The following is a 23734-nucleotide window of genomic DNA, read 5'->3' as shown; positions in this document are numbered from 1 at the left end:
CTCCTCCCGCGTGCCCGGACATGAGACTCCTTGCCCAGGTTAGGCCGGGTGCGCCAGTGGGACGGGGTGGCCCGTGGGAGACAGCGGACACGAATGGCGGACAAGGTGGGCGTCGTGCGAAACGCTCCGGAGTCGTATGGTTACCCGGACTCGGCATCGATCGGCTCGAAAGGGCTGGTTCGTGTCCCGGGTCACTATCCGGGTGTGCGACACATCATTCGCGTGCAGGAAGGGAGGGGCGCTCCCGCGGGCCGCAGCATGCCCGGGCGCGCCACGATCACATGAGTACGAAGCAGAGAAACGCCGTGACGATCTCGGGTGCCATGGATGGTCGTCCGATGTTGTTCGCTCACGGGTACGGCTGCGATCAGAACATGTGGCGTTTTGTCACCCCGGCCTTCCAGGACACGCACCGGATCGTCCTCTTCGATCACGTCGGTAACGGCAAATCGGACCTGTCGGCTTACCGGGACGCCCGGCACGGGACTCTGGCGGGATATGCCGAGGACGTCCTGGAGATCCTCCGCGAGCACGACCTGCGCGACGTGATCTTCGTGGGCCACTCGGTGAGTTCGATGATCGGCGTGCTGGCCGCGAACCGGGAACCGGACCGGTTCGGCGGGATCGTGATGGTCGGCCCGTCCCCGCGGTACATCGACGACCAGTCCGCCGGTTACGTCGGCGGGTTCGAGCGGTCCGACATCGAGCAGATGCTGGAGTCGCTGGACAGCAACTATCTGGGCTGGTCGAGCGCGATGGCCCCGGTCATCATGGGCAACCCGGAGCGCCCGGAGCTGGGCGAGGAGCTGACGAACAGCTTCTGCCGCACCGACCCGGCGATCGCCAAGAAGTTCGCCAAGGTCACGTTCCTCTCCGACAACCGGGAGGACCTGCCGAAGCTGCGGGTCCGCTCGCTCATCCTGCAGTGTTCGGACGATGTGATCGCGCCCGACGTGGTCGGCGAGTACGTCCACAAGCACACGCCGGACAGCACTTTCACCGCGCTCAACGCCACCGGGCACTGCCCTAACCTGAGTGCACCCGAAGAGACGGTTGACGCGATCAAGGCCTGGTTGTAGACGGCGGGCATGATCGGCGGAGCATTGGTGTGAGTGAATCTGGCGTGCCGGACGTGACACAAGAGTTGCGACTTCCCTGGGACGACGATCCCGAGGACCTGTACGAGCATGCGCCGTGCGGGTACCTGACCACGCTCCCGGACGGCACCATCGTCCGGGTCAACGAGACGTTCCTGGCCTGGACCGGCTATGCCCGGGCCGACCTGATCGGTCACAAACGGTTCCGCGACCTGCTGACTCCGGGTGACCAGATCTACCACGAGACGCACTACGCGCCGTTGCTGGCGATGCAGGGCGAGGTCCACGAGATAGCGCTGGAGGTGGTCCGCCCGGACCGGCGCCGGTTGCCCACCCTGGTCAACTCGGTGCTGGAACGCGGGCCGACCGGCTCACCCCGGATCATCCGCACCATGGTCTTCGACGCGACCGAGCGGCGCAGCTACGAGAAGGAGCTGCTGCACGCCCGGCGGGCGGCCGAAGCGTCCGAACAGCGGGTCCGGGTGCTGCAGCAGATCGTGGCCGACCTGGCGGCGGCACCGACCGTGGCCGAGGTCGCCGAGGCGGTGGTGCGCGCCCCGGAACCGGCCTTCCAAGCCGCCAGCACCAGCATCTACCTGGTCGACACCGAGCGGGACCAGCTGATCGCGGTCGCCTCGACCGACCCGACCACCGGCAACTGGGACGACATGCCGTGCTCGTCGACCCGGGCGGTGGCCGAGGTGACCCGGCGCGGTGACCTGCATGTGGTCGGCACCGTGGCCGACGCCGAGGAGCACTTCCCGGACCTGGCCGAGTCGATGCGGCGCTCGGAGCGCAAGAGTGTGGTGCTGCTGCCGCTGACCACCGGGCCGGCCGACGGCGAGGGCGGTCTGACGGTGCTGGGGGTGCTCGCGTTCAGTTTCCGCGAGGAACGCACCCTCACCGACGGTGAACTGCGGGTGATCCGGTTGCTCGGGCAGCAGGCCGGGCAGGCGCTGGACCGGGCCCGGCTCTACGACGACGTCCGGCGGCGTGAGGAACGGGCCTCGTTCATGGCCCGGACCATGCGGTCGATGGAGGTCGAGCACCGGCTGCTGCAACGAGCCCGCCGGCTGGTCGAGCGGATGGTCGCGGAGATCGCCGACTGGGCTCTGGTGCGGCTCCAGGTGGGCCCGGCCGGACTGGTCGAGTACCACGGCAGCCCGGCCCCCGACCAGGCGCGACTGGACGTCCGGACGGCCGAGGCGATCAAGTCGGCGGCCCCGGTCTTCGCGACCGACGGTGACGGACTCGGTTGCACGGTCCTGCCGCTCACCGTCCGTGGCAACGTGCTCGGCACCCTGGCCGTGCGGATGGCCCCGGACCGCCGCGGCGCCGAGGCCGAACGGAACTTCCTGATCGACCTGGCCGACCGGGCCGCCCTGGCCCTGGAGAACGCCCGGCTCTACGAGCAGGAACGGGCCATCGCCCGGACCCTGCAGCGCAGCCTGCTCGCCGACTCGGTGCCGGGCTCCGACCCGCGGTTCGCGGTGGAGACCCACTATCAGGCCGCCGCGCTGGACATGGAGGTCGGCGGCGACTGGTACGACGCCTTCCTGATCACCGCGAACAAGCTGGCCGTGGTGGTCGGCGACGTGGTCGGGCGCGGTATCGAGGCGGCCACCACGATGGGTCAGCTGCGCAGCGCGATCCGGGCGCTGGCGTCGGCCGAGAACGGGCCGGCCCGGCTCCTGGAGGGGCTGGACCGGTTCTGTGAGCGGGTCGACTCGGCCCGGATGGCCACCGTGGTCTACGTCGAGGTCGATCTGCTCAGCAGTGAGGTGGCGTACGCCTGCGCCGGTCATCTGCCGCCGTTGCTGCACGAGCCGGCCGGCTCCCCGCAGTACCTGCTGCAGGCTCGGTCAGCGCCGATCGGTTCCCGGGCCGGCGACCGCCGCCGGGTCGAACACCGGATGCGCCTGGCCGCCGGCAGCCGCCTGCTGCTCTACACCGACGGCCTGATCGAGCGCCGGGACCGCACCATCGACCGTGGTTTCGAGATCCTGGCCCGGGAGTACGCCCGGTTGCGCGACGCACCGCTCAAGGGCCTGACCGCGGGTCTCGCCGACACCCTGGTCGGCAAGGACCACGGTGACGACGTGTGCATGCTCTGCCTGACGCTCGGCAGCGAGGAGCGGCTGGAACGCTCGATCGGCGCCGACCCGCTGCAGATCGCCCTGCTGCGGGCCGACATGCGCGGCTGGCTGGCCGGGCACGGGGTGGAGACCGACTGCCTGAACGCGGTTCTACTGGCCTGCTCCGAGGCGGTGGCCAACTCGATCGAGCACGGCTACTCCGACGACCCGTTCGGGGTGGTCGACGTGGCCGCCACGATCAGCCCGGAGACCGTGGAGATCCGGGTGACCGACCGGGGCGGGTGGCGCGGGCCGGGCACCGACTTCGCCCGCGGCCGGGGTCTGCAACTGATCTACGAGTCGATGGACGAGGTGGCCTTCGAACGGGGCGCCGAAGGGACGAGGGTGACGATGCGTCGGCATCGGGGAGATGACCATGACTGAGCAGTGGGTTAGCTTCTCCCGGCGGGGGGTGGCCGAACTCGTCCATCTGAAGGGTGAGATCGACCTGGCCAACGCCAACGACATCGGGCGGGCCATCGTGGCGCGCACGACCACCGCCGACGCGGTGGTGATCGACTTGACCGCGGTCTCGTTCCTGGACAGCGCCGGCGTGCGGCTGCTGGACTTCATCGTCGGTGACCTGGACGACCGGGGGAAACCGATCCGCCTGGTCGTCGGCGAACGAGGCCCGGCCCGGATGACCCTGCAGCTCTGCGCGTTCCGTGCCGACCTGCTGACGACGGACCTGGACAAGGCGGCGGCGGAACTGGGCCGTTAGCCTCTACCGGCCTCGCGTACGCTGGGCTCCCATGAGCGTGAGTTCCGTCTTCCCGCAGCTCGAGCAGCTCCTCCCTCTGGTCAGCAAACCGATCCAGTATGTGGGCGGTGAGCTGGGTGCCGTCGTCAAGGACTGGGACGACACCACCGTCCGGTGGGCGCTGATGTACCCGGACGCCTATGAGGTAGGCCTGCCCAACCAGGGCGTCCAGATCCTCTACGAGGTGCTCAACGAGCAGGAGGGCGTGCTCGCCGAGCGGACCTATTCGGTCTGGCCGGACCTCGAGGCGCTGATGAAGGCGAACGGTGTCCCGCAGTTCACCGTCGACGCGCACCGGCCGGTGAAGGCGTTCGACGTGTTCGGGATCTCGTTCGCCACCGAGCTGGGTTACACGAACATGCTCAGCGCTCTGGACCTGGCCGGTATCCCGCTGGACAGCGCCGACCGGGACGAGACACACCCGATCGTGCTGGCCGGCGGGCACGCCAGCTTCAACCCGGAGCCGATCGCCGACTTCATCGACGCCGCCGTGCTCGGTGACGGCGAGGAGGCGGTCCTGGAGATCACCGGGATCATCCGGGAGTGGAAGGCCGAGGGCCGTCCCGGCGGGCGCGACGAGATCCTGCTGCGCCTGGCCCGGACCGAGAGCATCTACGTGCCCCGGTTCTACGACGTGGACTACCTGCCCGACGGCCGGATCCAGCGTGTCGTGCCGAACCGGCCGGACGTGCCGTTCCGGGTCTCCAAGCGCACCACGATGGACCTGGACGCGTGGCCGTACCCGAAGAAGCCCCTGGTCCCGCTGGCGGAGACGGTGCACGAGCGCTATGCCGTGGAGATCTTCCGCGGCTGCACCCGGGGCTGCCGGTTCTGCCAGGCTGGCATGATCACCCGCCCGGTGCGGGAGCGGTCGATCACCACGGTCGGCCAGATGATCAAAGAGGGCCTGGAGTTCTCCGGTTACAGCGAGGTCGGGCTGCTCTCGCTCTCCAGCGCCGACCACTCCGAGATCGGTGACATGTGCTCCGGCCTGGCCGAGCAGTACGCCGACACCAACGTGTCGCTGTCGCTGCCGTCCACCCGGGTCGACGCGTTCAACATCGACCTGGCGCAGGAGCTGTCGCGCAACGGGCGGCGCACCGGTCTCACCTTCGCCCCCGAGGGCGGCTCGGAACGGATCCGCAAGGTCATCAACAAGATGGTGACCAAGGAGGACCTGATCAGGACCGTCGTCACGGCGTACTCGAACGGTTGGCGGCAGGTGAAGTTGTACTTCATGTGTGGCCTGCCCAGCGAGACCGACGAGGACGTCCTGGAGATCGCCGACATGGCGCACGAGGTGATCCGGGCCGGTCGCGAGGCGGCGGGCACCAAGGACATCCGCTGCACCGTGTCGATCGGCGGTTTCGTGCCGAAACCGCACACTCCGTTCCAGTGGGCGCCGATGGACCGGCCGGAGGTCATCGACGGCCGCCTCAAGCTGCTCAAGAACGCGATCAACAGCGACCGCTCGCTCGGCCGGGCGATCGGTTTCCGCTACCACGACGGCGAGCCCTCACTGATCGAAGGCCTGCTGTCCCGCGGCGACCGCCGGGTCGGCCACGTCATCCGCCGGGCCTGGGAGAACGGCGCCCGGTTCGACGGCTGGTCCGAGCACTTCTCCTACGCCCGCTGGGTCGAGTCCAGCGCCGAGGTGCTGCCCGCGTTCGGGGTGGACCTGGACTGGTTCACCACCCGCGAGCGCGAGGAGCAGGAGGTCCTGCCCTGGGACCACCTGGACTCCGGCCTCGACAAGGACTGGCTCTGGCAGGACTGGCAGGACTCCAAGAGCGAGTACGAGCAGGACGACTGCCGCTGGACCCCGTGTTTCGACTGTGGCGTCTGCCCGTCGATGGACACCGAGATCCAGATCGGCCCCACCGGCAAGAAGCTGCTTCCCCTGACTCCCGTGACCAATCTGCGGGTTCCCGCTTAGGAGATCGACGATTCCCCCGAAGAACCAGCCCGTCGGCGGCCAGGCCCCGGTCGTCCAGCGGATCCGGATCCGGTACGCGAAACGTGGCCCACTGCGTTTCACCTCACACCGTGACTTCGCTCGCGCGTTCGAACGGGCGCTGCGCCGTGCCGCCGTACCGATCGCCTTCTCGCAGGGTTTCACCCCGCACCCGAAGATCTCCTACGCCAGTGCTGCTCCGACCGGGGTCGGCAGCGAGGCGGAGTACCTGGAGATCGGCCTGCAGGCCCCGGTCGACCCGCAGGAGCTGCGGGTCGCGCTGGACGCCGCGCTCTCCCCGGGGCTGGACGTGCTGGACGCGGTGATCGCCGGTGCGGGCAGCCTCGCCGAGCGGATCGACGCCTCGTCCTGGCGCCTGGAACTGCCGGGGATCGAGACGGTGGCCGCCGAGAAGGCGGTCGCCGCGTTCCTCGAGGCGCCGGAAGTGCTGGTGGAGCGCATGACCAAGCAGGGCCGCCGCAGTTTCGACGCCCGGGCGGCGGTGTCCCGGTGCGCGGTGACAGATGAGCCGGACCTACCTTCCGGGGCCGTTGCGGTACCGTGTGCGATAATCGACCTTGTCGTACGGCAGGTAACGCCCGCCGTTCGGCCCGATGACGTCCTCTCCGGTCTGCGTGTGGTGGCCGGCCTGGAGCCGCCGGTGCCCCCACGGGTGACCCGGCTGGCCCAGGGCACACTCACCGCGCAGGGGGAGATCGTCGATCCGTTGGACGCGGATCGCGGGGACGTCGGGATCGGAGAGCACTGACCGGTAATTTCCGGTCGGTGTTCGTTGAACTTTTTTCAGCGTGGCAGGGACGGTTACACCCGGCGCCGGACAACGGACCGGTGGTCTTCGGCCAATGTCAGGTTGAAGAAGGTTTCACTGGCAGACTTCGCAAGCCCGGCCCAGTTTCGGCCGGGCCCGAAAAACTTTGCAGCGACCCTGCGTGGCAGCGCTTACCCGCGCCCGGGGTCGCCGAGAACTGGAGAGCGCCCCATGCTCGATAACGAGCCCCCAACCAATTCGGGAGATCAGGGCGGTGAGCGGGACGGAGTTTCGACTCCGCCCGCGGACGCCGCTACCGGCACCACCCCGGTCCGCCGGACCCGGGCACCGCGTCGTAAAGCGGTAGTGCCTCCGCCGGAGGCCGATGCCGCCGACGCCGTCGGTGCGGTTGTCGATGCCGAGACTTCCGTCACTGACGAGACTCCCGTCGCGCCGGTCAAGAAGGCCACCCGTGCTCGCCGCAAGAAGGTCGAGCCCGTGGAAGAGGCGGTCGTCGCTCCGGAGACGGCCGAAGTGACTGATGCGGCCGAGACGACTGAAGCGGCTGGTCCGGCCGCCGAGGTCGCGGACGCGCCGGTGGCTCCGGTGAAGAAGGCCACCCGGGCCCGCCGTAAGAAGGTGGAACCCGCGGCCGAGCAGCCCACCCTGCTGGACGTCTCGGCTGAGGACCCGACCCCCGCTGACGTCCCGGCCGAGGTCATCGTGGCCCCGGAACCGGTCACCGAGGAGGACGAGGCCGCCCTCATCGAGGAAGCCGCCGTGGAGGCCGCCTCCGCGGCCCGCGCCGCTGCCGCCCCGATCGCCGGTGTCATCCCGCTCGACGGCGACTTCGTGGAGGAGCAGCCGGCCCGGCCCACCCGGGCCCGTCGTGCCGCGCTGCCGCCCGCCGTGCTCTTCATGCCCCCCGAGGCCACCGAGACCGAGCCCACCCCGGCGCCGTCCCGCCGGCGCCGTCCGGCCGCCGTCGAGGTGCCGGTGGCCGTCGTCGCCGAGCCCCCGGTGGTCGCCGAGGTCGTCGAGACGGACAACAGCACCACCGCCGTCGCCGAGGCGCCGGTCGCCGAGGAACCGGCCGAGGGCCCCCGCCGCAGCCGGCGCCGTCGCCGCGGTGCGGCCGAGGAGCCGTTGGAGGCCACGGTCACCGAGGCCGAGCCGGTTCTGGAGGAGACAGACGAGAGCGCCGACGACGTCGAGGACGGCGAAGGCGACGAGAACGACGATGACGACGACAGCGCCGCCGGCCGTCGCCGCCGTCGCCGGGGCCGTCGTGGCCGCGGCCGGGGCAAGGGCCCGTCCGACGAGGCCGACGACGACTCCGAGGAGAGCGACACCGAGGAGGGCGCCGAGGCGTCCGCCGAGGAGGGCGACGACGACGAGGAGACCGAGGACGGCGAGGGCGACGGTGTCACCCGCCGTCGGCGCCGGCGTCGGCGTAAGGGCTCCAGCGGTGACGGCGAGACCGGCGGCATCGAGGACGGCGTGCACACGGTGGTCCGGGTGCGCGAGCCCCGGCGTACCTCCGACGAGGTGCAGGGTGTCTCCGGTTCGACCCGGCTCGAGGCCAAGCGCCAGCGCCGCCGGGACGGCCGTGAGCAGCGCCGGACCCGCCCGCCGATCCTGAGCGAGTCGGAGTTCCTGGCCCGCCGTGAGGCCGTCGACCGGGTGATGGTCGTCCGGCAGAAGGCCGACCGAACCCAGATCGCGGTCCTCGAGGACGGCATCCTGGTCGAGCACTACGTGTCCCGGGTGACATCCGGCACCATGGTCGGCAACGTCTACCTCGGCAAGGTGCAGAACGTGCTGCCGAGCATGGAGGCCGCGTTCGTTGACGTGGGCCGCGGCCGCAACGCCGTGCTCTACGCCGGTGAGGTCAACTGGGACGCCACCGGACTCGAGGGCCGGGCCCGCTCGATCGAGCAGGCGCTGCGCTCCGGTGACTCGGTGCTGGTGCAGGTCACCAAGGACCCGATCGGTCACAAGGGCGCCCGGCTGACCAGCCACATCGCGCTCTCCGGCCGGCACCTGGTCTACGTGCCGAACGGCAACGCCTCCGGGATCAGCCGCAAGCTGCCGGACAACGAGCGCAAGCGGCTCCGCGACATCCTGAAGAAGATGGTGCCGGATGGCGCCGGTGTGATCGTGCGCACCGCGGCCGAGGGCGCCACCGAGGACGAGCTGGCCCGCGACGTCAAGCGGCTGCAGGCGCAGTGGGAGGACATCCAGGCGCGAGCGGCCGAGGGTAACGGCCCGCGGGCGCTGTCCGAGGAGCCCGACCTGGTCATCCGGGTCGTCCGGGACCTCTTCAACGAAGACTTCCGCGACCTGGTGGTGCAGGGCGAGCAGGCGTACGCCGAGGTCGCGAACTACCTGGAGTCGGTCTCCCCGGACCTGCTGGAGCGGCTGCGCCGACACACCGGGGTCGCGGACGCGTTCGCCGAGTGGCGGATCGACGAGCAGATCCTCAAGGCCCTCGACCGCAAGGTCTTCCTCCCGTCCGGCGGTCACCTGGTGATCGACCGCACCGAGGCGATGACCGTGGTCGACGTCAACACCGGCAAGTACACCGGTGCGGGCGGCAACCTGGAGGAGACGGTCACCCGCAACAACCTGGAGGCGGCCGAGGAGATCGTGCGCCAGCTGCGGCTGCGCGACCTCGGTGGCATCGTGGTGATCGACTTCATCGACATGGTGCTGGAGAGTAACCGCGAGCTGGTGCTGCGGCGGCTCACCGAGTGCCTGGGCCGGGACCGGACCAAGCACCAGGTAACCGAGATCACTTCGCTCGGCCTGGTCCAGATGACCCGCAAGCGGATCGGCGCGGGCCTGCTGGAGGCGTTCAGCGAGAACTGCGACCACTGCAAGGGCCGAGGCTGGATCGTCCACCCGGAGCCGGTGCCGGAGAAACGGCAGAACGGCGGCGGCAGCAACGGCAGTGGCGGTGGTAACGGCGTCGGCACCCAGGTGAAGGTGGTCGCCGCCGTGGTGCGCACCGAGACCCCGCCGCAGCAGGCGCAGGCGCAGCAGCAGCAACCGTCGTCGTCGCGGTCGCGGCGCCGTCGTGGCGGTGCCGACAACGTCCCGGCGGAGCAGGTGGCCGAGGTCGCCGCCGAGCCGACGGTGATCGAGTCGACGGTGGTGGAGGAGACCGGTCCGGTCGCCGAGATCGCCGCGGTTCCGCCGGTGATCCAGGCCCCGGTGGTTCAGGCTCCGGTGGTTCAGGCTCCGGTCGTCCAGGCTCCCGTGGCCCAAGCGCCGGTGACTGAGGCCCCGGTGGCTCCGGTCGCGGGTTCGGGGATCGTCCGGCGCACGCAGCCGGCGCTGACCACCTCGGTCGACGAGGAATACGACATGAGCGGCTACGACCTGTCGCGGTACGACGCGCCGGCCCCGGCGAACGGTGTGAACGGGGTGGAGGCCGAGCCGATGCGCCTGGTCAGCGCCGACGACCCGGACGCGGCCGACGACGACGAAGAGGACGAGGACGACGACGTGGTGGGCGCCGGTACGGGCACCCGCCGCCGGTCGAGGCGGGGCGGCGCGAGGCGGCGTACCCGGCCCTGAGCTGTATGAACCCGGCCCGGCAGTTACTTGTAAAGAAAGTTAACTGCCGGGCCGGGTTTTCCGTTACCCTCGGCGGGATCGATCACCGTCCCCCGAGGAGACCGACCATGCGCAAGCCCGCCCTCGCCACGGTGGCGCTCGTCACCGTCTTCCTGACCGGCTGTTCCAGCGGCGGTTCCGGTGAACCGGCCGTGGGGACGGCGACCCCGGCCGCCGCCGGTGGGGTGACCTCTGCCGCTGCCGGCCCGGTGGCCTCGCTCGGTGCGACACCGGCTCAGCAGACCGAGAAGCCCACCGACGCGGCGCTCTCCGCCGACACCGAGGCCATCTGTGCCCAGGCCGGACGTACCAGCGCGAGTTTCGGAAAGACCTTCGCCGAGGACTACCAGCTGCTGATCCAGGCGGCCGGTGAGGGCGCGGAGGCGAAGTCGCGGGCGCAGGAGAAGGTCAGCCGGGATATGGCGAACTTCTCCTACGCACTGCTCGACATGTCGAAGCTGGCCGCCGATCCCCAGGTCAAGAAGGCGCTCGCCGCGATGGGAGCCGAGGTGACGGCCCTCAAGGGCGACGTCGCCAAGATCGACGACAAGAAGCTGGCCGGGTTGCAGGGCACCCTGGACAAGGCCTGCGGACGGCAGTGACGGCCCTGGTTTGGGCCCCGGGCCTGCAATGAAGTAGTCTTTCCGACGGCGCCTTTTTGGGCGTGAGTTCCGTGTGCGCCTCAGCAACACATGAGCGGCCCCGGATTCTCAGCAACATCCGCCAGCAGCCACACCGGCTGCGTAAGTCTCAGGGAGTCCGCGTCGATGTACGCGATCGTCAAGACCGGCGGCAAGCAGTACAAGGTTGCCGAGGGCGACGTGATCGAGGTTGAGAAGCTCGTGGGGCAGCCCGGCGACGCTCTGACCCTCGCCGCGATCCTCCTCGTCGACGGTGACAACCTGGTGACCGAAGCGGCCAAGCTTGCCAACGTTACGGTGTCCGGCGAGATCGCCGAGCACACCAAGGGTCCGAAGATCCGGATCCACAAGTTCAAGAACAAGACCGGATACCACAAGCGCCAGGGGCACCGTCAGCCGCTGACTCGCGTCAAGGTTACCGGCATCAAGACCGGGAAGTAGGCGCGCCATGGCTCATAAAAAGGGTGCATCCAGCTCGCGTAACGGCCGTGATTCCGCCGCGCAGCGACTCGGTGTCAAGCGATTCGGTGGCCAGTTGGTCAACGCCGGCGAGATCCTGATCCGCCAGCGGGGCACGAAGTTCCACCCCGGCGACCTGGTCGGCCGTGGCGGCGACGACACTCTGTTCGCGCTTGCGCACGGTAACGTCCTGTTCGGCACCTCGCGCGGTCGCAAGACCGTCAGCATCGTGCCGGTCGCGTAGTAGCTTTTTCTACAGCGGGCTGTGGACCCTCGGGTCCGCGGCCCGCTGTCGTTTTCTCGGTCTCACGCAGTAGGAGCCACAAGTGACCACGTTCGTCGACCGGGTAGTGCTGCACCTCCAAGCGGGTGACGGCGGCCACGGCTGTTCCTCTGTGCACCGGGAGAAGTTCAAGCCGCTCGGCGGCCCGGACGGCGGTAACGGCGGGCACGGCGGCAGCATCACCCTGGTGGTGGACGCCCAGCAGCACACCCTGCTGGACTTCCACTTCCACCCGCACATCAAGGCCAACAACGGTGGTGGTGGCGCCGGGTCGAACCGGGACGGCGCGACCGGCCGGGACCTGATCCTCAAGGTGCCGGACGGCACGGTCGTGCAGACCGAGGACGGCGAGGTGCTGGCCGACCTGGTCGGGGCCGGCACCGAGTTCACGGTGGCCCGCGGTGGCCGTGGCGGCCGGGGCAACGCCTCGCTGGCCAACGCCCGCCGCAAGGTCCCGGGCTTCGCCGAGCTGGGCGAGCCGGGTGACCAGCTGGACGTGGTCCTGGAGCTGAAGAGTGTCGCCGACGTGGGCCTGGTCGGTTTCCCGTCGGCCGGCAAGTCGTCACTGATCTCGGTGATGTCCGCGGCCAAGCCGAAGATCGCCGACTACCCGTTCACCACGCTGGTGCCGAACCTGGGTGTGGTGCAGGCCGGTGAGGTGTTCTACACCATCGCCGACGTGCCCGGCCTGATCCCGGGCGCGGCCACCGGCAAGGGCCTGGGCATGCAGTTCCTGCGGCACATCGAGCGGACCTCGGTGCTGGTGCACGTGCTCGACGCGGCGGCGCCGGAGATCGAGCGTGACCCGCTGGCCGACCTGGACGCGATCGAGGCCGAGCTGTCGGCGTACGGCGGCCTGGAGGACCGGCCCCGGATCGTGGTTCTCAACAAGATCGACATCCCGGACGGGCGCGACCTGGCCGAGATGGTCCGTGGTGACCTGGAGGTCCGCGGCTACCAGGTGTTCGAGGTCAGCGCGATGACCCGGGAAGGCCTGCGCGAGTTCGGGTTCGCCCTGGCCAAGATGGTCGCCGACTACCGCGCGTCCAGGCCGGTCGTGGAAGCCACCCGGGTCGTGATCCGCCCGAAGGCGGTCGACGACACCGGCTTCACGATCGAGCAGGACGAGGACGGCGTCTTCGTGATCAAGGGCACCCAGGTCGAGCGCTGGGTGCGGCAGACCAACTTCGACAACGACGAAGCCATCGGTTACCTGGGTGACCGGATGGAGCGGCTCGGGATCGAGGCCGCGCTCGGCAAAAAGGGCGCGGTTGCGGGCAGCGCGGTCCGGATCGGTGAGCGGGAGTTCGACTGGGCCCCCAACGCCGGTGAGTACGTCTCCGGCCCGCGTGGCACCGACTCCCGCCTGGAGGAACTCGACACCCGGCCGTCGGCGGCGCAGCGTCTCGCGGCCCGCAAGGGCCGCCGGATCCGCAACGACGACGAGATCCAGCACATGTCGTCCGACGGCACGGTCAGCACCATCACCAACTCGAAGTTGCCGGTTCTGATCAGCGAAGAGGACGACACCGACGGATAGGCCGCAGTCCAGATCACCGCAACCCGCTGGAAACGGTCGTCACCTAGAGTCACCTCTGTGCTTATCGAGATCCGTCCCTCCCTGGACCCGGAACTGGCCGCCCTGGTGACCGCTCAGCAGCGCGAACTGGCCGAGTCCGGTGGATCGGTGGGGCGGCTGTTCGAACCGCACGATGACGTCGAGTATCTGGTGGGTGTGGTGAACGGCCGGGGTATCGCGGTCGCCGCCTGGCAGCAGTCCGGGCCGGGCGGGGCCGAGGTGCGCCGGATCTACGTGCGCCCCGCCTTCCGCGGCCGCGGCCTGGCCCGCCAGATGATCGTGGCGGTCGAGGAGGAGGCGCTCGCCGCGGGCCGCCCATGGATCCGGCTGGAGCTGGAGTCCCGGCAGATCGCGGCGATCGCCCTCTACCAGTCGGCCGGTTACCGGCAGGTCAGTGTGGACGGCCCGTCCCGGGTGCGGTTCGAGAAGCGACTCCCCGCGCTAGTCCAGTAGCCCCAGGGCGGTGCGGGTCCGGCGTACCACCGCAGTCGCTCGTGGACGGACCGCCGCGACACCCGCCGCCAGGATCTCGCGGACGTACCCGGGGTCGGCGGCCAGTTCGGCGTGCCGCGCCCGGATCGGCGTGAGGACCGCCTCCACCGCGTCGGCCACCTCCCGCTTGAGCGCGCCGTAAGAGTGTGGATCAGCGGGTGTCCGCCCGGCACAGGCGGCCAGGATGTCGATCAGGTTGGTGACACCCGGCTGTTTCTCCGGGTCGCGCCGGACCTCGCCCACCTCGTCGGTGACCGCCCGCGCGATCGTCTTCCGCACCACCTCCGGCGGGTCGAGCAGGGCGATCCGCCCGGTACCACCGCTCTTGCCCATCTTGCCGGCCGGTTCGGCCAGGTCCATCACCCGGGCGGCGGCCTCCGGGCGCACCCCCTCGGGCACCGTGAAGGTCGGCCCGTAACGGGTGTTGAACCTGGTCGCGAGGGCGCGGGCGAGTTCCAGGTGCTGGTTCTGGTCCTCGCCGACCGGTACCTGGACGACGTCGTGCAGCAGGATGTCGGCGGCCATCAGCACCGGATAGGTGAGCAGGCTGAGCCGTACGTGCCCGCCGCCGGCCGACTTCTCCTTGAACTGGATCATGCGGGCCGCCTCACAGAACCCGGCCACACACTCCAGCAGATAATGCAGCTCGGTGTGCTCGGGGACCTGCGACTGCACGACGATCGGGGTGCGGTCCGGGTCGACGCCCGCGGCCAGCATCACGGTGGCCTGTTCGAGGGTGAGGGCCCGTACCCGCGCGGGGTCGTGGTCCATGGTCAGCGCGTGCAGGTCGGCGATCAGCGCGATCGACGAGGAGTGCTCCTGCGCGGCGATCAGCGGGCGCAGCGCGCCCAGCAGGTTTCCGAGATGCAGGTGGCCGGTGGGCTTGAAGCCGGTCAGGCGGCGGGTGGTCGTCATTTCGGGTCTCCGATTGCTGGGGTACGAATGACCGACGGTCCCCGGGAGACGCGTACAACGAGAAGCGGCCGCCCGGAGTCGGACGGCCGCGGAAGTGATCGCGCGTGTGGGTGAGCCGCCCCGTCAGGGCAGCCACCAATCGGTACGGAGCACGCGCATGAGCAGATCCTAACGCGCCCGGCACTCGGGCAGGCGTCACAAACCGGCATGATGGTCGGCATGCCCACCCTGACCCGTGCCGAAGCCGTCGAACGAGCATCCCTCGTCGAGGTCGAGGATTATCATGTCGACCTGGACCTGACCGGTTCCGGCGACACCTTCCGATCCCGTGCGGTGGTGCGGTTCCGTGCCCGCGCCGGTGCTGCCACGTTCCTGGAGTTCGAGCCGGTCGAGGTCGCCTCGATGACGCTCAACGGGGCGGCCGTCCCAGCGGCCGCCTGGACCGGCTCCCGTCTCGAGCTGACCGGTCTGGCCGCTGAGAACGAGCTGGTCGTCGACGCGACCATGAGGTACCGCAACGACGGCGAAGGTCTGCACCGCTACGTCGACCCGGCTGACGGCAACACCTATCTCTACCAGCACGTCTTCATCAACAACGCGGGCCGGGTGCTGCCCGCCTTCGACCAGCCCGATCTCAAGGCCGTCTTCCGGGTGAGCGTGACCGCGCCCGAACAGTGGCTGGTCGCCACGAACGGCGCCCTGGTCTCCGCCGACGCCGGCCGCTGGGAGTTCGCCCCCACCAAGCGGATCTCCACCTACCTGGCCACGCTGATCGCCGGGCCGTACCACGCGGTCACCGCCGAACACGACGGCATTCCGCTGGCGTTGTACGCGCGGGCCGCGCTCGCCGAGCACCTGGACGCGCAGGCGCCGGAGATCTTCGAGATCACCCGGCAGTCGCTGGACCGGTTCCACGAGATGTTCGAGATCCGCTACCCGTTCGGGCACTACCAGCAGGCCTTCGCGCCCGAGTTCAACTTCGGCGCGATGGAGTACCCGGGCCTGGTCGTCTTCCGGGACGAGTTGATCCCCCGCTCGGCGGTCACTGAGAGTGATCGGGAGCGGCGGGCCAACATCATCGCCCACGAGATGGCCCACCAGTGGTTCGGTGACCTGGTCACGATGGCCTGGTGGGACGACCTGTGGCTGAACGAGTCGTTCGCCGAGTACCTGGGCTCCCGCGTCACCGCCGAGGCCACCCGGTTCTCCGAGGCGTGGACCACCTTCGCGATGCAGCGCAAGGCATGGGGGCTGCGCGCCGATCAGCGCCCGTCCACCCACCCGGTCGCCCCGTCCGAGGTGCGCGACACCGAGGAGGCGCTGCTCAACTTCGACGGCATCTCCTACGCCAAGGGCGCCGCGACCCTCAAACAACTGGTCGCCTGGCTGGGTGACGAGACTTTCCTGGCCGGTCTCAACGACCACTTCCGGGCCCATGCGTACGGGAACGCCACGCTCACCGACCTGCTCGGCGCCCTCTCCAAGTCCAGTGGCCGGGACCTGTCCGGCTGGGCCGAGCTGTGGCTGCGCCGCGCCCAGGTCAACACGCTGCGTGCCGAGGTGACCCGGGACGGGACGACGTACGCCGAGGTGGCCGTCGTGCAGACCGCCCCCGCGGAGTACCCGACGCTGCGCCCGCACCTGATCGGAGTCGGCCTCTACGACCGGGCGGACGACGGCTCAGTGGTCCTGCGGTCCCGGCACGAGGTCGAGCTGGACACCTCCGGGCGTACCGTGCTCGCCGATCTCGCCGGGCAGCCCGTCGCCGAACTGCTGCTGCTCAACGACGGTGACCTGACGTACGCGAAGATCCGCCTCGACGAGCAGTCCGCGGCCGCCGCGCCGGGGCTGCTGCCGGACCTGGACGACTCGCTGGCCCGCGCGGTGATCTGGGCCTCGATCCTGGACGCCGTGGTGGACGGCGAACGCCCGGTCGCCGAGTTGGTCATGCAGGTGCTGGCCGCGCTGCCGGCGGAGTCCGAGGTGACCATCGTCGAGGACGTGCTGTCCGCCACCCGGGGCCTGGTCGACCGGTACGCCACCCCGGAGATCCGCGAGGCCGCGCTGGAAATGCTCGCCCAGACCGCCGACCTGCTGATCGCCGCCGTCCCGGCCGGTGACTCCCGGCAGCTCGCCGCGGCCCGCGCCCTGATCGGCGCGACCGTCGACACCGGCCGGCTGCACGGCTGGCTGACCGGCGAGAACGTGCCGGACGGCCTGACCGTCGACGCCGATCTGCGCTGGCTGATCACCTATCGCCTGGCGGTGCTCGGTGAGATCGGCGCCGAGGTGATCGAGGCCGAGCTGGAGCGGGACCGCAGCGCCTCCGGTGAGCAGTGGGCCGTCCGCTGCCGGGCCGCCCGTCCCGACCCGGCCGCCAAGGAGGCCGCCTGGACCGCGATCGTCGCCGACGGCTCACTCTCCAACCGGCTGGCCGCTCTCACCTCGGCCGGTTTCTGGCAGCCCGAGCAGCGGGACCTGCTGGCGCCGTACGCCGAGCGCTACTTCACCGACATGCCGGCGATGCTGCGGATCCGGAGCGGGATGAGCGCCGAGAAGATCGCCATCGCGGCGTACCCCGCGGTGATCGTCTCGGAACAGACCCGGCAACTCGCCGCCGGCCTGCTCTCGACGCCCGGCACGCACCCGATCCTGCACCGGGTGGTGCAGGACGCCGACGACGACATGCGGCACGCCCTGGCCGCCCGCGCCTGATCGGATTCGCCGGTCCAGCACCCCCGTGACCGTACGGCCTCGTAGCCTGAGGCCACGGGGGTGAAGCCGTGGAGTGGTCCGAGGAGCTGTCCAGTGGCCTGCTGCAGGCCGCGCCGGACGCGATTCTGGTCCTGGACGGCGGGCGCATCGTGCTGGCCAACGACCGGGCCGAGCAGATGTTCGGCTGGCCCCGCGCCGAACTGGTCGGCCAGCGTGTCGAGGTGCTGCTGACACCGGACTCCGAGATGCACTACCCGGAACGGCAGCGACAGATCCTGGACGGCGAACCCGGCGTGCTCGGCCGTCTCGTCACCACGGTCCGCCGCCGCGACGGCACCGAACTGCCGGTCGAGTCGTCCACCACTGTCGTCGAGACCGCCCGCGGGCGGGTCGCGGTCTCGGTGGTGCGCGACATCACCGAGCGTCTGCGGGCCGAGGAGGAGAAGGACCGGCTGCGGGCCGAGGCGCACGCCCACCGCAGTCAGCGCCTGGAGAGTCTGGGCCAGCTCGCCGGGGGTATCGCCCACGACTTCAACAACATGCTCGGGGTGATCCTCAACTACGCCCACTTCGTGATCGAGGAGGCGGAGTCGGCGCATCCGGACGTCGCGATGATCGCCTCCGACGCCGCACAGGTGGTCCGGGCCGGTACCCGCGGCACCGACCTGACCCACCAGCTGCTCTCCTTCGCCCGGCGCGAGGTGGTCCGCCCCCAGCCGATCGACCTGAACCGGCGGATCGCCGGCTCCCAGGAGATGCTGCGCCGCAGCGCCGGTGAGCAGATCGACCTGGTGATCCGCCCCGGCGCGGACCTGCCGTCCGTCACCTGTGACCCCAGCCAGTTCGAACAGATGCTGATCCACCTGGCCCACAACGCCCGGGACGCGATGCCCGGCGGCGGTCGCCTGGTGATCGAGACCGCCCTGCTCGGCCAGCATGTCGTGCTGCGGGTCAGCGACACCGGCCAGGGCATGGCCGCCGAGGTGGCCGAGCGCGCCTTCGAGCCGTTCTACACCACCAAGGGCAACGGCGAGGCGACCGGCCTCGGGCTGGCCACCGTCTACGGCATCGTCACCCAGGCCGGGGGCGAGGTCTCGCTGACCAGTGAGGTCGGCGTCGGCACCACGATCACCGTGCTGCTGCCCGCCGGTGCGCCTCTCGACGCCGCCGAAGACGCCGAGGAACCGGCCGGAACCGGGGCGCGCGGGGAGACGCTGCTGGTCGTCGAGGACGAGGACGCGCTGCGCGACGTGGCCGGGCGGATCCTCAGCGGCGCCGGGTACCGGGTGCTGTCGGCGGACGGCGGGGCCCAGGCCCTGGAGTTGGCGGCTGAGCACGACGGCGAGATCGATCTGCTGGTCAGTGACGTGATGATGCCCGGGATGCTGGGCAAGGAGCTGGCCGAGCGGCTGGTCGTGGTCCGGCCGGGCACGCGGGTGCTCTACATGTCCGGTTACGCCCAGCCGGTTCTCGCCTCACAGGGCACTCTCGACCCCGGGGTGGCCCTTCTGGAAAAGCCCTTTACCGCTAACGACCTGCTCACAGCCGTACGACGCCGCCTAGATGGTTGATCTATATTTTCTGCATGCCGGGCAAGCGTGTGGGAATCATGGGTGGCACCTTCGACCCGATCCACCACGGGCACCTGGTCGCCGCGAGTGAGGTCCAGGCGCGTTTCGACCTGGACGAGGTGATGTTCGTCCCCACCGGCCAGCCGTACGAGAAGGGCCGGGTCTCGCCCGCCGAGGACCGCTACCTGATGACCGTGATCGCCACCGCCTCGAACCCGCGCTTCCACGTCAGCCGCGCCGACATCGACCGGGACGGCCCCACCTACACCGTCGACACGCTCCGTGACATGCGCGCGGTCTACGGGCAGTCGGCCGAGCTGTACTTCATCACCGGCGCCGACGCCCTGGCCCGCATCATGTCCTGGAAGGACGCGCTGACCATGCTCGGCCTGGCGCACTTCATCGGGGTCACCCGGCCGGGCTTCGAACTGTCGAACGACCATCTGCCGGCCGACAGCGTCACCCTCGTCGAAGTGCCGGCGATGGCCATCTCGTCCAGCGACTGCCGTAAACGGGTGGCGACCGGCCTGCCAGTCTGGTACCTGGTACCGGACGGTGTCGTGCAGTACATCAACAAGCGGGGCCTGTATCGGGACTCGGGTATTGCCGGACCGGTGTGAGACGCTTGACGTCCTGACCACCCGACCGAGGGGACCCCTTTGCCCGTCACCGAACGCGCACTCGAACTGGCCATGGCCGCCGCACAGGCCGCCGCGGACAAGAAGGCGCACGACATCACCGTCATCGACGTCGGCGATCAGCTCTACATCACCGACGCGTTCGTCATCGCCTCGGCCTCCAACGAGCGCCAGGTCATGGCAGTCGTCGACGCCATCGAGGAAGCACTGCTCAACCTGCCGGAGAAGGCCAAGCCGGAGCGCCGTGAAGGCCACCAGCAGGGCCGCTGGGTGCTGCTCGACTTCCACGACATCGTGGTGCACGTCCAGCACGACGAGGAGCGCGAGTTCTACGCCCTCGACAAGCTCTGGAAGGACTGCCCGATCATCCCGTTCGTCGACCGCGACCTGGCCGAAGCCGGCGCCGAAGCCCAGTGACCCGCCTCATCGTCTGGCGGCACGGCAACACCGACTGGAACGCCGGCTCCCGCGTGCAGGGCCAGACCGACATCCCGCTCAACGATCGGGGCCGGGATCAGGCCGACGCCGCCGCCGAGCTGCTGGTCCGCCTGGCCCCGGCCGCGATCGTCGCCAGCGACCTGAGCCGGGCCTTCGACACCGCCACCGCGCTCGCCACCCGCACCGGGCTGACCATCCGGCCCGACCAGCGGCTGCGTGAGCGTTACTTCGGCGAGTGGCAGGGCCTCACGATGGCCGAGATCTCCACCTCGCGGCCCGACGAGCACGCCCGGTGGACCGCCGGTGCGGACGTCGTCGGCGGTGGCGTGGAGACCCTCGACGATCTCGGCAAGCGGGTCTCCGATGCGCTGCAGGACGCGTCCCGTCTCGGCGGCACCGTCGTGGTCGCCACCCACGGCGGTGCGGCCCGGCAGGGCATCGGTCACCTGCTCGGCTGGCGGCGGGAGGAGATGCGCACCCTGCGCGGGCTGGCGAACTGTCACTGGGCCGAGTTGAACCATGACGAGTCCCGCGGGTGGAAGCTCACGTCGTACAACGCCGGGGTCTTCGCCTGATGGAACCGAGCCGGCTCCGGTAACGTCTCACCACCATGCAGATCCGTAAGGCCGTCGTCCCCGCCGCGCTGCTCCTGGCGCTCATCGCCGGTTGCGCGAACAACGCCCCCATCGACGCCGGCGGTGCCCCCGAGCCTGCCTTCTCGACCTCGGGTACCACCGCTGAGCCGTCCACCGCTCCCTATTCGGCCTCGGCTTCTGCTTCGCCGGAGCCGGGTTCGGTGACTCTCACCGGCACCGTGAGCGCCGGGGTCGAGGCGAAATGTCTGCTCCTCAAGGACGGCACCGGCGACCACCTGCTGATCATCCGAGACGACAAGTTGCGCGCGTCGATCCAGGACGGTGCCCGGGTCACCGTGGTCGGCAAGGCCCAGTCCGGCCTGATGACCACCTGCATGCAGGGGCAGCCGTTCGTGGTCTCCTCGGTCACCGTGCACTGAATCGAGTACCTTGCCTGCATGACCATCGCGGTTGTGACCGACTCCACCGCGTACCTGCCGGCCGAACTGAACGGCATGTATGACCTGACCATCGTGCCGCTCACCGTCGTGATCAACGGCTGGGACGGCCTCGAGGGCCTGGAGGTCTCCCCGGCCGAGGTGGCCCGGGCGCTCACCGCGCGCCGGGCCGCCGTCAGTACGTCCCGGCCGGCTCCCGCCCAGTTCGTCACGCAGTACCGTCGCCTGCTCGACGCCGGGGCCGACGGTGTCGTCTCGGTGCACCTGTCCGCCAAACTGTCCGGCACCTACGAGGCCGCCCAACTCGCCGCCGCCGAGGTCGGTCCCCGGGTGCGGGTCGTCGACAGCGGCACCGCCGCGATGGGACTCGGCTTTCCCGCGCTGGCCGCCGCCGCGGCCGCCCGTGACGGCCACGACCTGGAAGCGGTCACCCGGGCGGCGTTCGCGGTGGCCGGCCGGGTGACCACCCTGTTCTACGTCGACACCCTGGAGTTCCTGCGCCGCGGCGGCCGGATCGGGGCCGCCTCGGCGCTGCTCGGCACCGCCCTCTCGGTCAAGCCGATCCTGCACGTGGAGAACGGCGCGATCACCGTCCGGGACCGGGTCCGCACCGCCGGGCGGGCCCTCACCCGCCTCGTCGATCTGGCCGTCGAAGCGGCCGGCGACGGCGAGGCCGACGTGGCCGTTCACCACCTGGGCACCCCCGACCGGGCGTCGGCCCTGGTCGGTGCGCTCGGCGACCGGCTCGGCGACCGGCTGCGCGACTGCTACCTCACCGAGGTGGGTGCGGTGGTCGCCGCGCACACCGGCCCCGGACTGGCCGGGGTCGTCGTTCATTCCCGTGGTGCCCACCGCGGCGGCTCGTGATCGGTACGGGTCAGGCGCGGCAGCAGATCCGCCCAAGGCACGACCTCGTCACCGATCAGGACCTCGTCGGCCTCCGGCAACAGGACCGGCCCGTCCTTCGGCCACACCGCCCGGGTACGCCAGCCGTCCACCAGCGTCAACGTGACGCCCTGGGCGGCGTACTCGTGAATGGCCAGCAGACTCTCCGCTCGCCGGACCGTGCGGTACAGCTTCTCGCTCCGGTACGGGATCGTGCAGCCGTTCTCATCGCTCACGTACGCCATCGGGCTCAGCCGGTGCGGCGACCTCGCGAACAACAGCTCCGCCTCGGCGAACAGCGCCACCAGATGCGGGCCGTCGTCGGCCGTCACCAGTAACGTGCCCCGCTCCGGAGCGAACGCCACCGGAACACCGCCGACCTGCTCCGACAAGCGGCCCAGCCAGCCCGGCAATAGCAGATGTGACGTCCAGTAGGCGTTGCCGTCATCGACGAAACGCACCGTCGTCGCCGAACCGTGCAGCACCGCGCCGGTCAGGTTGGCCCGGGCGGTGGCGAAGATCCGGTCCTTCGACGAGTGCCAGGTCGCGGACTGGGCCGGGGTGACGTACGTCATCGTGTCGGGTTGATCGACCACCACGAACTCGGACAGGAACGGCAACGCCGGGCGGCTCAACGGCGCTCCCGGCGCCGCACCGCGCAACACCGGCCGCAGCATCGGCGCGGCCTCCCGCCACGACACCGGAACCCGCAGCAACTCCGCGATCAGATCGTCCAGCGACCGCTGCCGGGCCAGGAACGGGGCCAGCGGCAGGATGGTGGGCTCGGTGTCGCCCGGCGCGGTGAACCGCACCTCGAACGGGCGGGACAGGTAGCGGGCGTCCGGAACGCCGGCACGGCGCAGACGGCGCAGCATCCGGCCGGCCAGCCGGACGCGGGCGATTCTACGCAGCAGGCCCACCGGGGTCCTTCTCTCCGGTCGTTTTGTGTACTTTATTTACAGATATCGCGCCAGGATCGCGCGGGCGTCGAGATCATCGTCGGTCATGACCGTGGCCGTCAATCCATGACCGGTGACCGCGTCGATCGCCGCCGTCGTCTGCGCCTCAGTGATCTCGGAGATCAGCAGGCCACCGGGGGACAACCAGCGGGAAGCCTCCGCAGCCACCCGCCGGAAGATCGCCAGGCCGTCGTCGCCACCGTCCAGGGCCGAGCGCGGCTCGTGGTCGCGGGCCTCGGCGGGCAGGAACGGGAGATGGCGGGTCGCGACGTAAGGGACGTTCGCCAGCAGTACGTCCACCCGCCCCCGCAACGTGTTCGGTAGGGCCCGGAACAGGTCGCCCTGATACACGTTCCCGTCCAGGTTCGCCCGGGCGCAGGCCACCGCCCGCGGATCCAGATCGGCCGCGTGCAGCACGATGTCCGGCCGGCGCCGGCGGAGAGCCAGGCCCAGCGCCCCCGAACCGCAGCACAGATCGACGACCACCCCGCCCACCTCGGTGGCGGCGAGATTCACCAGCAGCTCACTGCGGACCCGGGGGACGAAGACACCGGGACTCAGCCGTACGCGTACCCCGCCGAAGTCCGCCCAGCCGACCACCTGCTCCAAGGGTTCACCGGTGGCCCGCCGGGACACCAGCAGATCCAGCGCGCCGTCGTCGACGGCGGCCTCCCGCAGGACCTCCGCCTCGTCCTCGGCGAATACACAGCCCGCGGCACAGAGCCGGAGCACGGCAGTGGCCAGAGCCTCGGTGGAGATCACTTGTCGGTTCCTCGCTCATCCACAGTGC

Annotated in this window: 21 protein-coding genes; 18 read left to right on the top strand and 3 right to left on the bottom strand. The window is 70.2% G+C overall.

The features are described from left to right. Positions 1-338: 338 nt before the first annotated feature. The 11 genes from BLU81_RS27270 to BLU81_RS27220 all read left to right on the top strand — a co-directional run bounded on the left by BLU81_RS27270 (position 339) and on the right by BLU81_RS27220 (position 13751). A complete protein-coding gene (locus tag BLU81_RS27270; RefSeq protein ID WP_307833822.1) occupies positions 339-1079 on the top strand; it encodes an alpha/beta fold hydrolase in 741 nt (246 codons plus the stop codon). A 29-nt stretch (positions 1080-1108) separates the two neighbouring features. Continuing rightward, a complete protein-coding gene (locus BLU81_RS27265; protein ID WP_231953534.1) occupies positions 1109-3616 on the top strand; it encodes a SpoIIE family protein phosphatase in 2508 nt (835 codons plus the stop codon). Continuing rightward, entirely contained in the window at positions 3609-3953 is a 345-nt protein-coding gene (locus tag BLU81_RS27260; RefSeq protein WP_092557700.1) for an STAS domain-containing protein, read from the top strand. Before BLU81_RS27265 ends, BLU81_RS27260 begins: the two co-directional genes overlap by 8 nt. Before the next feature lie 31 nt (positions 3954-3984). Then, the gene (locus BLU81_RS27255) at positions 3985-5928 is read left to right on the top strand and encodes a TIGR03960 family B12-binding radical SAM protein (RefSeq protein WP_092547395.1); all 1944 of its coding nucleotides are present in this window, start codon (positions 3985-3987) and stop codon (positions 5926-5928) included. Positions 5929-5995: 67 nt separating this feature from the next. Then, entirely contained in the window at positions 5996-6715 is a 720-nt protein-coding gene (locus tag BLU81_RS27250) for a TIGR03936 family radical SAM-associated protein (RefSeq protein WP_092547393.1), read from the top strand. A 231-nt stretch (positions 6716-6946) separates the two neighbouring features. Continuing rightward, positions 6947-10297 carry an Rne/Rng family ribonuclease gene (locus tag BLU81_RS27245; RefSeq protein ID WP_092547391.1) on the top strand — a complete coding sequence of 1117 codons (3351 nt, stop codon included), beginning with the start codon at positions 6947-6949 and terminating at the stop codon, positions 10295-10297. Between the two features lie 107 nt (positions 10298-10404). Further along, entirely contained in the window at positions 10405-10938 is a 534-nt protein-coding gene (locus tag BLU81_RS27240) for a hypothetical protein (protein WP_092547389.1), read from the top strand. A gap of 165 nt (positions 10939-11103) precedes the next feature. Continuing rightward, positions 11104-11418 (top strand): 50S ribosomal protein L21, encoded by a 315-nt coding sequence (gene rplU, locus BLU81_RS27235; protein WP_092547387.1) that lies wholly within the window; start codon positions 11104-11106, stop codon positions 11416-11418. A 7-nt stretch (positions 11419-11425) separates the two neighbouring features. Next, a complete protein-coding gene (gene rpmA / locus BLU81_RS27230; protein WP_092547385.1) occupies positions 11426-11680 on the top strand; it encodes a 50S ribosomal protein L27 in 255 nt (84 codons plus the stop codon). 82 nt (positions 11681-11762) lie between these two features. Beyond that, positions 11763-13259, top strand: coding sequence for a GTPase ObgE (gene obgE / locus BLU81_RS27225; protein WP_092547383.1), 1497 nt, complete (start codon positions 11763-11765; stop codon positions 13257-13259). Positions 13260-13316: 57 nt separating this feature from the next. Further along, positions 13317-13751, top strand: a complete 435-nt coding sequence (locus BLU81_RS27220; RefSeq protein ID WP_092547381.1) for a GNAT family N-acetyltransferase — start codon at positions 13317-13319, stop codon at positions 13749-13751. Here BLU81_RS27220 and trpS read toward each other — a convergent pair. Next, a complete protein-coding gene (gene trpS, locus BLU81_RS27215; protein ID WP_092547379.1) occupies positions 13740-14705 on the bottom strand; it encodes a tryptophan--tRNA ligase in 966 nt (321 codons plus the stop codon). The genes BLU81_RS27220 and trpS overlap by 12 nt on opposite strands. A 219-nt stretch (positions 14706-14924) precedes the next feature. On the opposite strand from trpS, the gene pepN reads away from it, so the two are divergent. From pepN to BLU81_RS27180, 7 genes are all read left to right on the top strand, one after another. Continuing rightward, on the top strand, positions 14925-17420 hold the full coding sequence (gene pepN, locus BLU81_RS27210; RefSeq protein WP_092557698.1) for an aminopeptidase N: 2496 nt from the start codon (positions 14925-14927) through the stop codon (positions 17418-17420). A 68-nt stretch (positions 17421-17488) separates the two neighbouring features. After that, positions 17489-18991 (top strand): hybrid sensor histidine kinase/response regulator, encoded by a 1503-nt coding sequence (locus tag BLU81_RS27205; RefSeq protein ID WP_092547377.1) that lies wholly within the window; start codon positions 17489-17491, stop codon positions 18989-18991. Between the two features lie 14 nt (positions 18992-19005). Next, the gene (nadD, locus tag BLU81_RS27200; RefSeq protein ID WP_092547375.1) at positions 19006-19611 is read left to right on the top strand and encodes a nicotinate-nucleotide adenylyltransferase; all 606 of its coding nucleotides are present in this window, start codon (positions 19006-19008) and stop codon (positions 19609-19611) included. A 39-nt stretch (positions 19612-19650) separates the two neighbouring features. Next, positions 19651-20046 (top strand): ribosome silencing factor, encoded by a 396-nt coding sequence (rsfS, locus tag BLU81_RS27195; protein ID WP_092547373.1) that lies wholly within the window; start codon positions 19651-19653, stop codon positions 20044-20046. Further along, the gene (locus tag BLU81_RS27190; protein WP_092547371.1) at positions 20043-20642 is read left to right on the top strand and encodes a histidine phosphatase family protein; all 600 of its coding nucleotides are present in this window, start codon (positions 20043-20045) and stop codon (positions 20640-20642) included. Before rsfS ends, BLU81_RS27190 begins: the two co-directional genes overlap by 4 nt. Positions 20643-20677: 35 nt before the next feature. After that, the gene (locus BLU81_RS27185) at positions 20678-21082 is read left to right on the top strand and encodes a hypothetical protein (RefSeq protein WP_092547369.1); all 405 of its coding nucleotides are present in this window, start codon (positions 20678-20680) and stop codon (positions 21080-21082) included. 18 nt (positions 21083-21100) lie between these two features. After that, complete coding sequence (locus tag BLU81_RS27180; protein ID WP_092547367.1) at positions 21101-21967, top strand: DegV family protein; 867 nt, start codon at positions 21101-21103, stop codon at positions 21965-21967. Here BLU81_RS27180 and BLU81_RS27175 read toward each other — a convergent pair. Together BLU81_RS27175 and BLU81_RS27170 are read right to left on the bottom strand one after the other, a co-directional pair. Next, entirely contained in the window at positions 21934-22905 is a 972-nt protein-coding gene (locus tag BLU81_RS27175; RefSeq protein WP_092547365.1) for a hypothetical protein, read from the bottom strand. The two genes, BLU81_RS27180 and BLU81_RS27175, sit on opposite strands and share 34 nt — an antisense overlap. A 36-nt stretch (positions 22906-22941) precedes the next feature. Further along, positions 22942-23706, bottom strand: a complete 765-nt coding sequence (locus tag BLU81_RS27170) for a putative protein N(5)-glutamine methyltransferase (RefSeq protein ID WP_231953533.1) — start codon at positions 23704-23706, stop codon at positions 22942-22944. Positions 23707-23734 lie beyond the last annotated feature (28 nt).

The sequence above is a fragment of the Actinoplanes derwentensis genome (genome assembly GCF_900104725.1).
Lineage (GTDB): Bacteria > Actinomycetota > Actinomycetes > Mycobacteriales > Micromonosporaceae > Actinoplanes > Actinoplanes derwentensis.
The sequence above is the reverse complement of the archived record's forward strand: the minus strand, read 5'-3'. Positions and strand labels throughout refer to the sequence as shown.

What these genes read in the sequence shown, in the direction of transcription:
- BLU81_RS27270 (WP_307833822.1), top strand. Translation starts at nt 339, where the DNA reads ATGTTGTTCGCTCACGGGTACGGCTGCGATCAGAACATGTGGCGTTTT.
- BLU81_RS27260 (WP_092557700.1), top strand. Translation starts at nt 3,609, where the DNA reads ATGACTGAGCAGTGGGTTAGCTTCTCCCGGCGGGGGGTGGCCGAACTC.
- BLU81_RS27255 (WP_092547395.1), top strand. Translation starts at nt 3,985, where the DNA reads ATGAGCGTGAGTTCCGTCTTCCCGCAGCTCGAGCAGCTCCTCCCTCTG.
- BLU81_RS27245 (WP_092547391.1), top strand. Translation starts at nt 6,947, where the DNA reads ATGCTCGATAACGAGCCCCCAACCAATTCGGGAGATCAGGGCGGTGAG.
- BLU81_RS27240 (WP_092547389.1), top strand. Translation starts at nt 10,405, where the DNA reads ATGCGCAAGCCCGCCCTCGCCACGGTGGCGCTCGTCACCGTCTTCCTG.
- rplU (WP_092547387.1), top strand. Translation starts at nt 11,104, where the DNA reads ATGTACGCGATCGTCAAGACCGGCGGCAAGCAGTACAAGGTTGCCGAG.
- rpmA (WP_092547385.1), top strand. Translation starts at nt 11,426, where the DNA reads ATGGCTCATAAAAAGGGTGCATCCAGCTCGCGTAACGGCCGTGATTCC.
- trpS (WP_092547379.1), bottom strand. Translation starts at nt 14,705, where the DNA reads ATGACGACCACCCGCCGCCTGACCGGCTTCAAGCCCACCGGCCACCTG.
- pepN (WP_092557698.1), top strand. Translation starts at nt 14,925, where the DNA reads ATGCCCACCCTGACCCGTGCCGAAGCCGTCGAACGAGCATCCCTCGTC.
- nadD (WP_092547375.1), top strand. Translation starts at nt 19,006, where the DNA reads ATGCCGGGCAAGCGTGTGGGAATCATGGGTGGCACCTTCGACCCGATC.
- BLU81_RS27185 (WP_092547369.1), top strand. Translation starts at nt 20,678, where the DNA reads ATGCAGATCCGTAAGGCCGTCGTCCCCGCCGCGCTGCTCCTGGCGCTC.
- BLU81_RS27180 (WP_092547367.1), top strand. Translation starts at nt 21,101, where the DNA reads ATGACCATCGCGGTTGTGACCGACTCCACCGCGTACCTGCCGGCCGAA.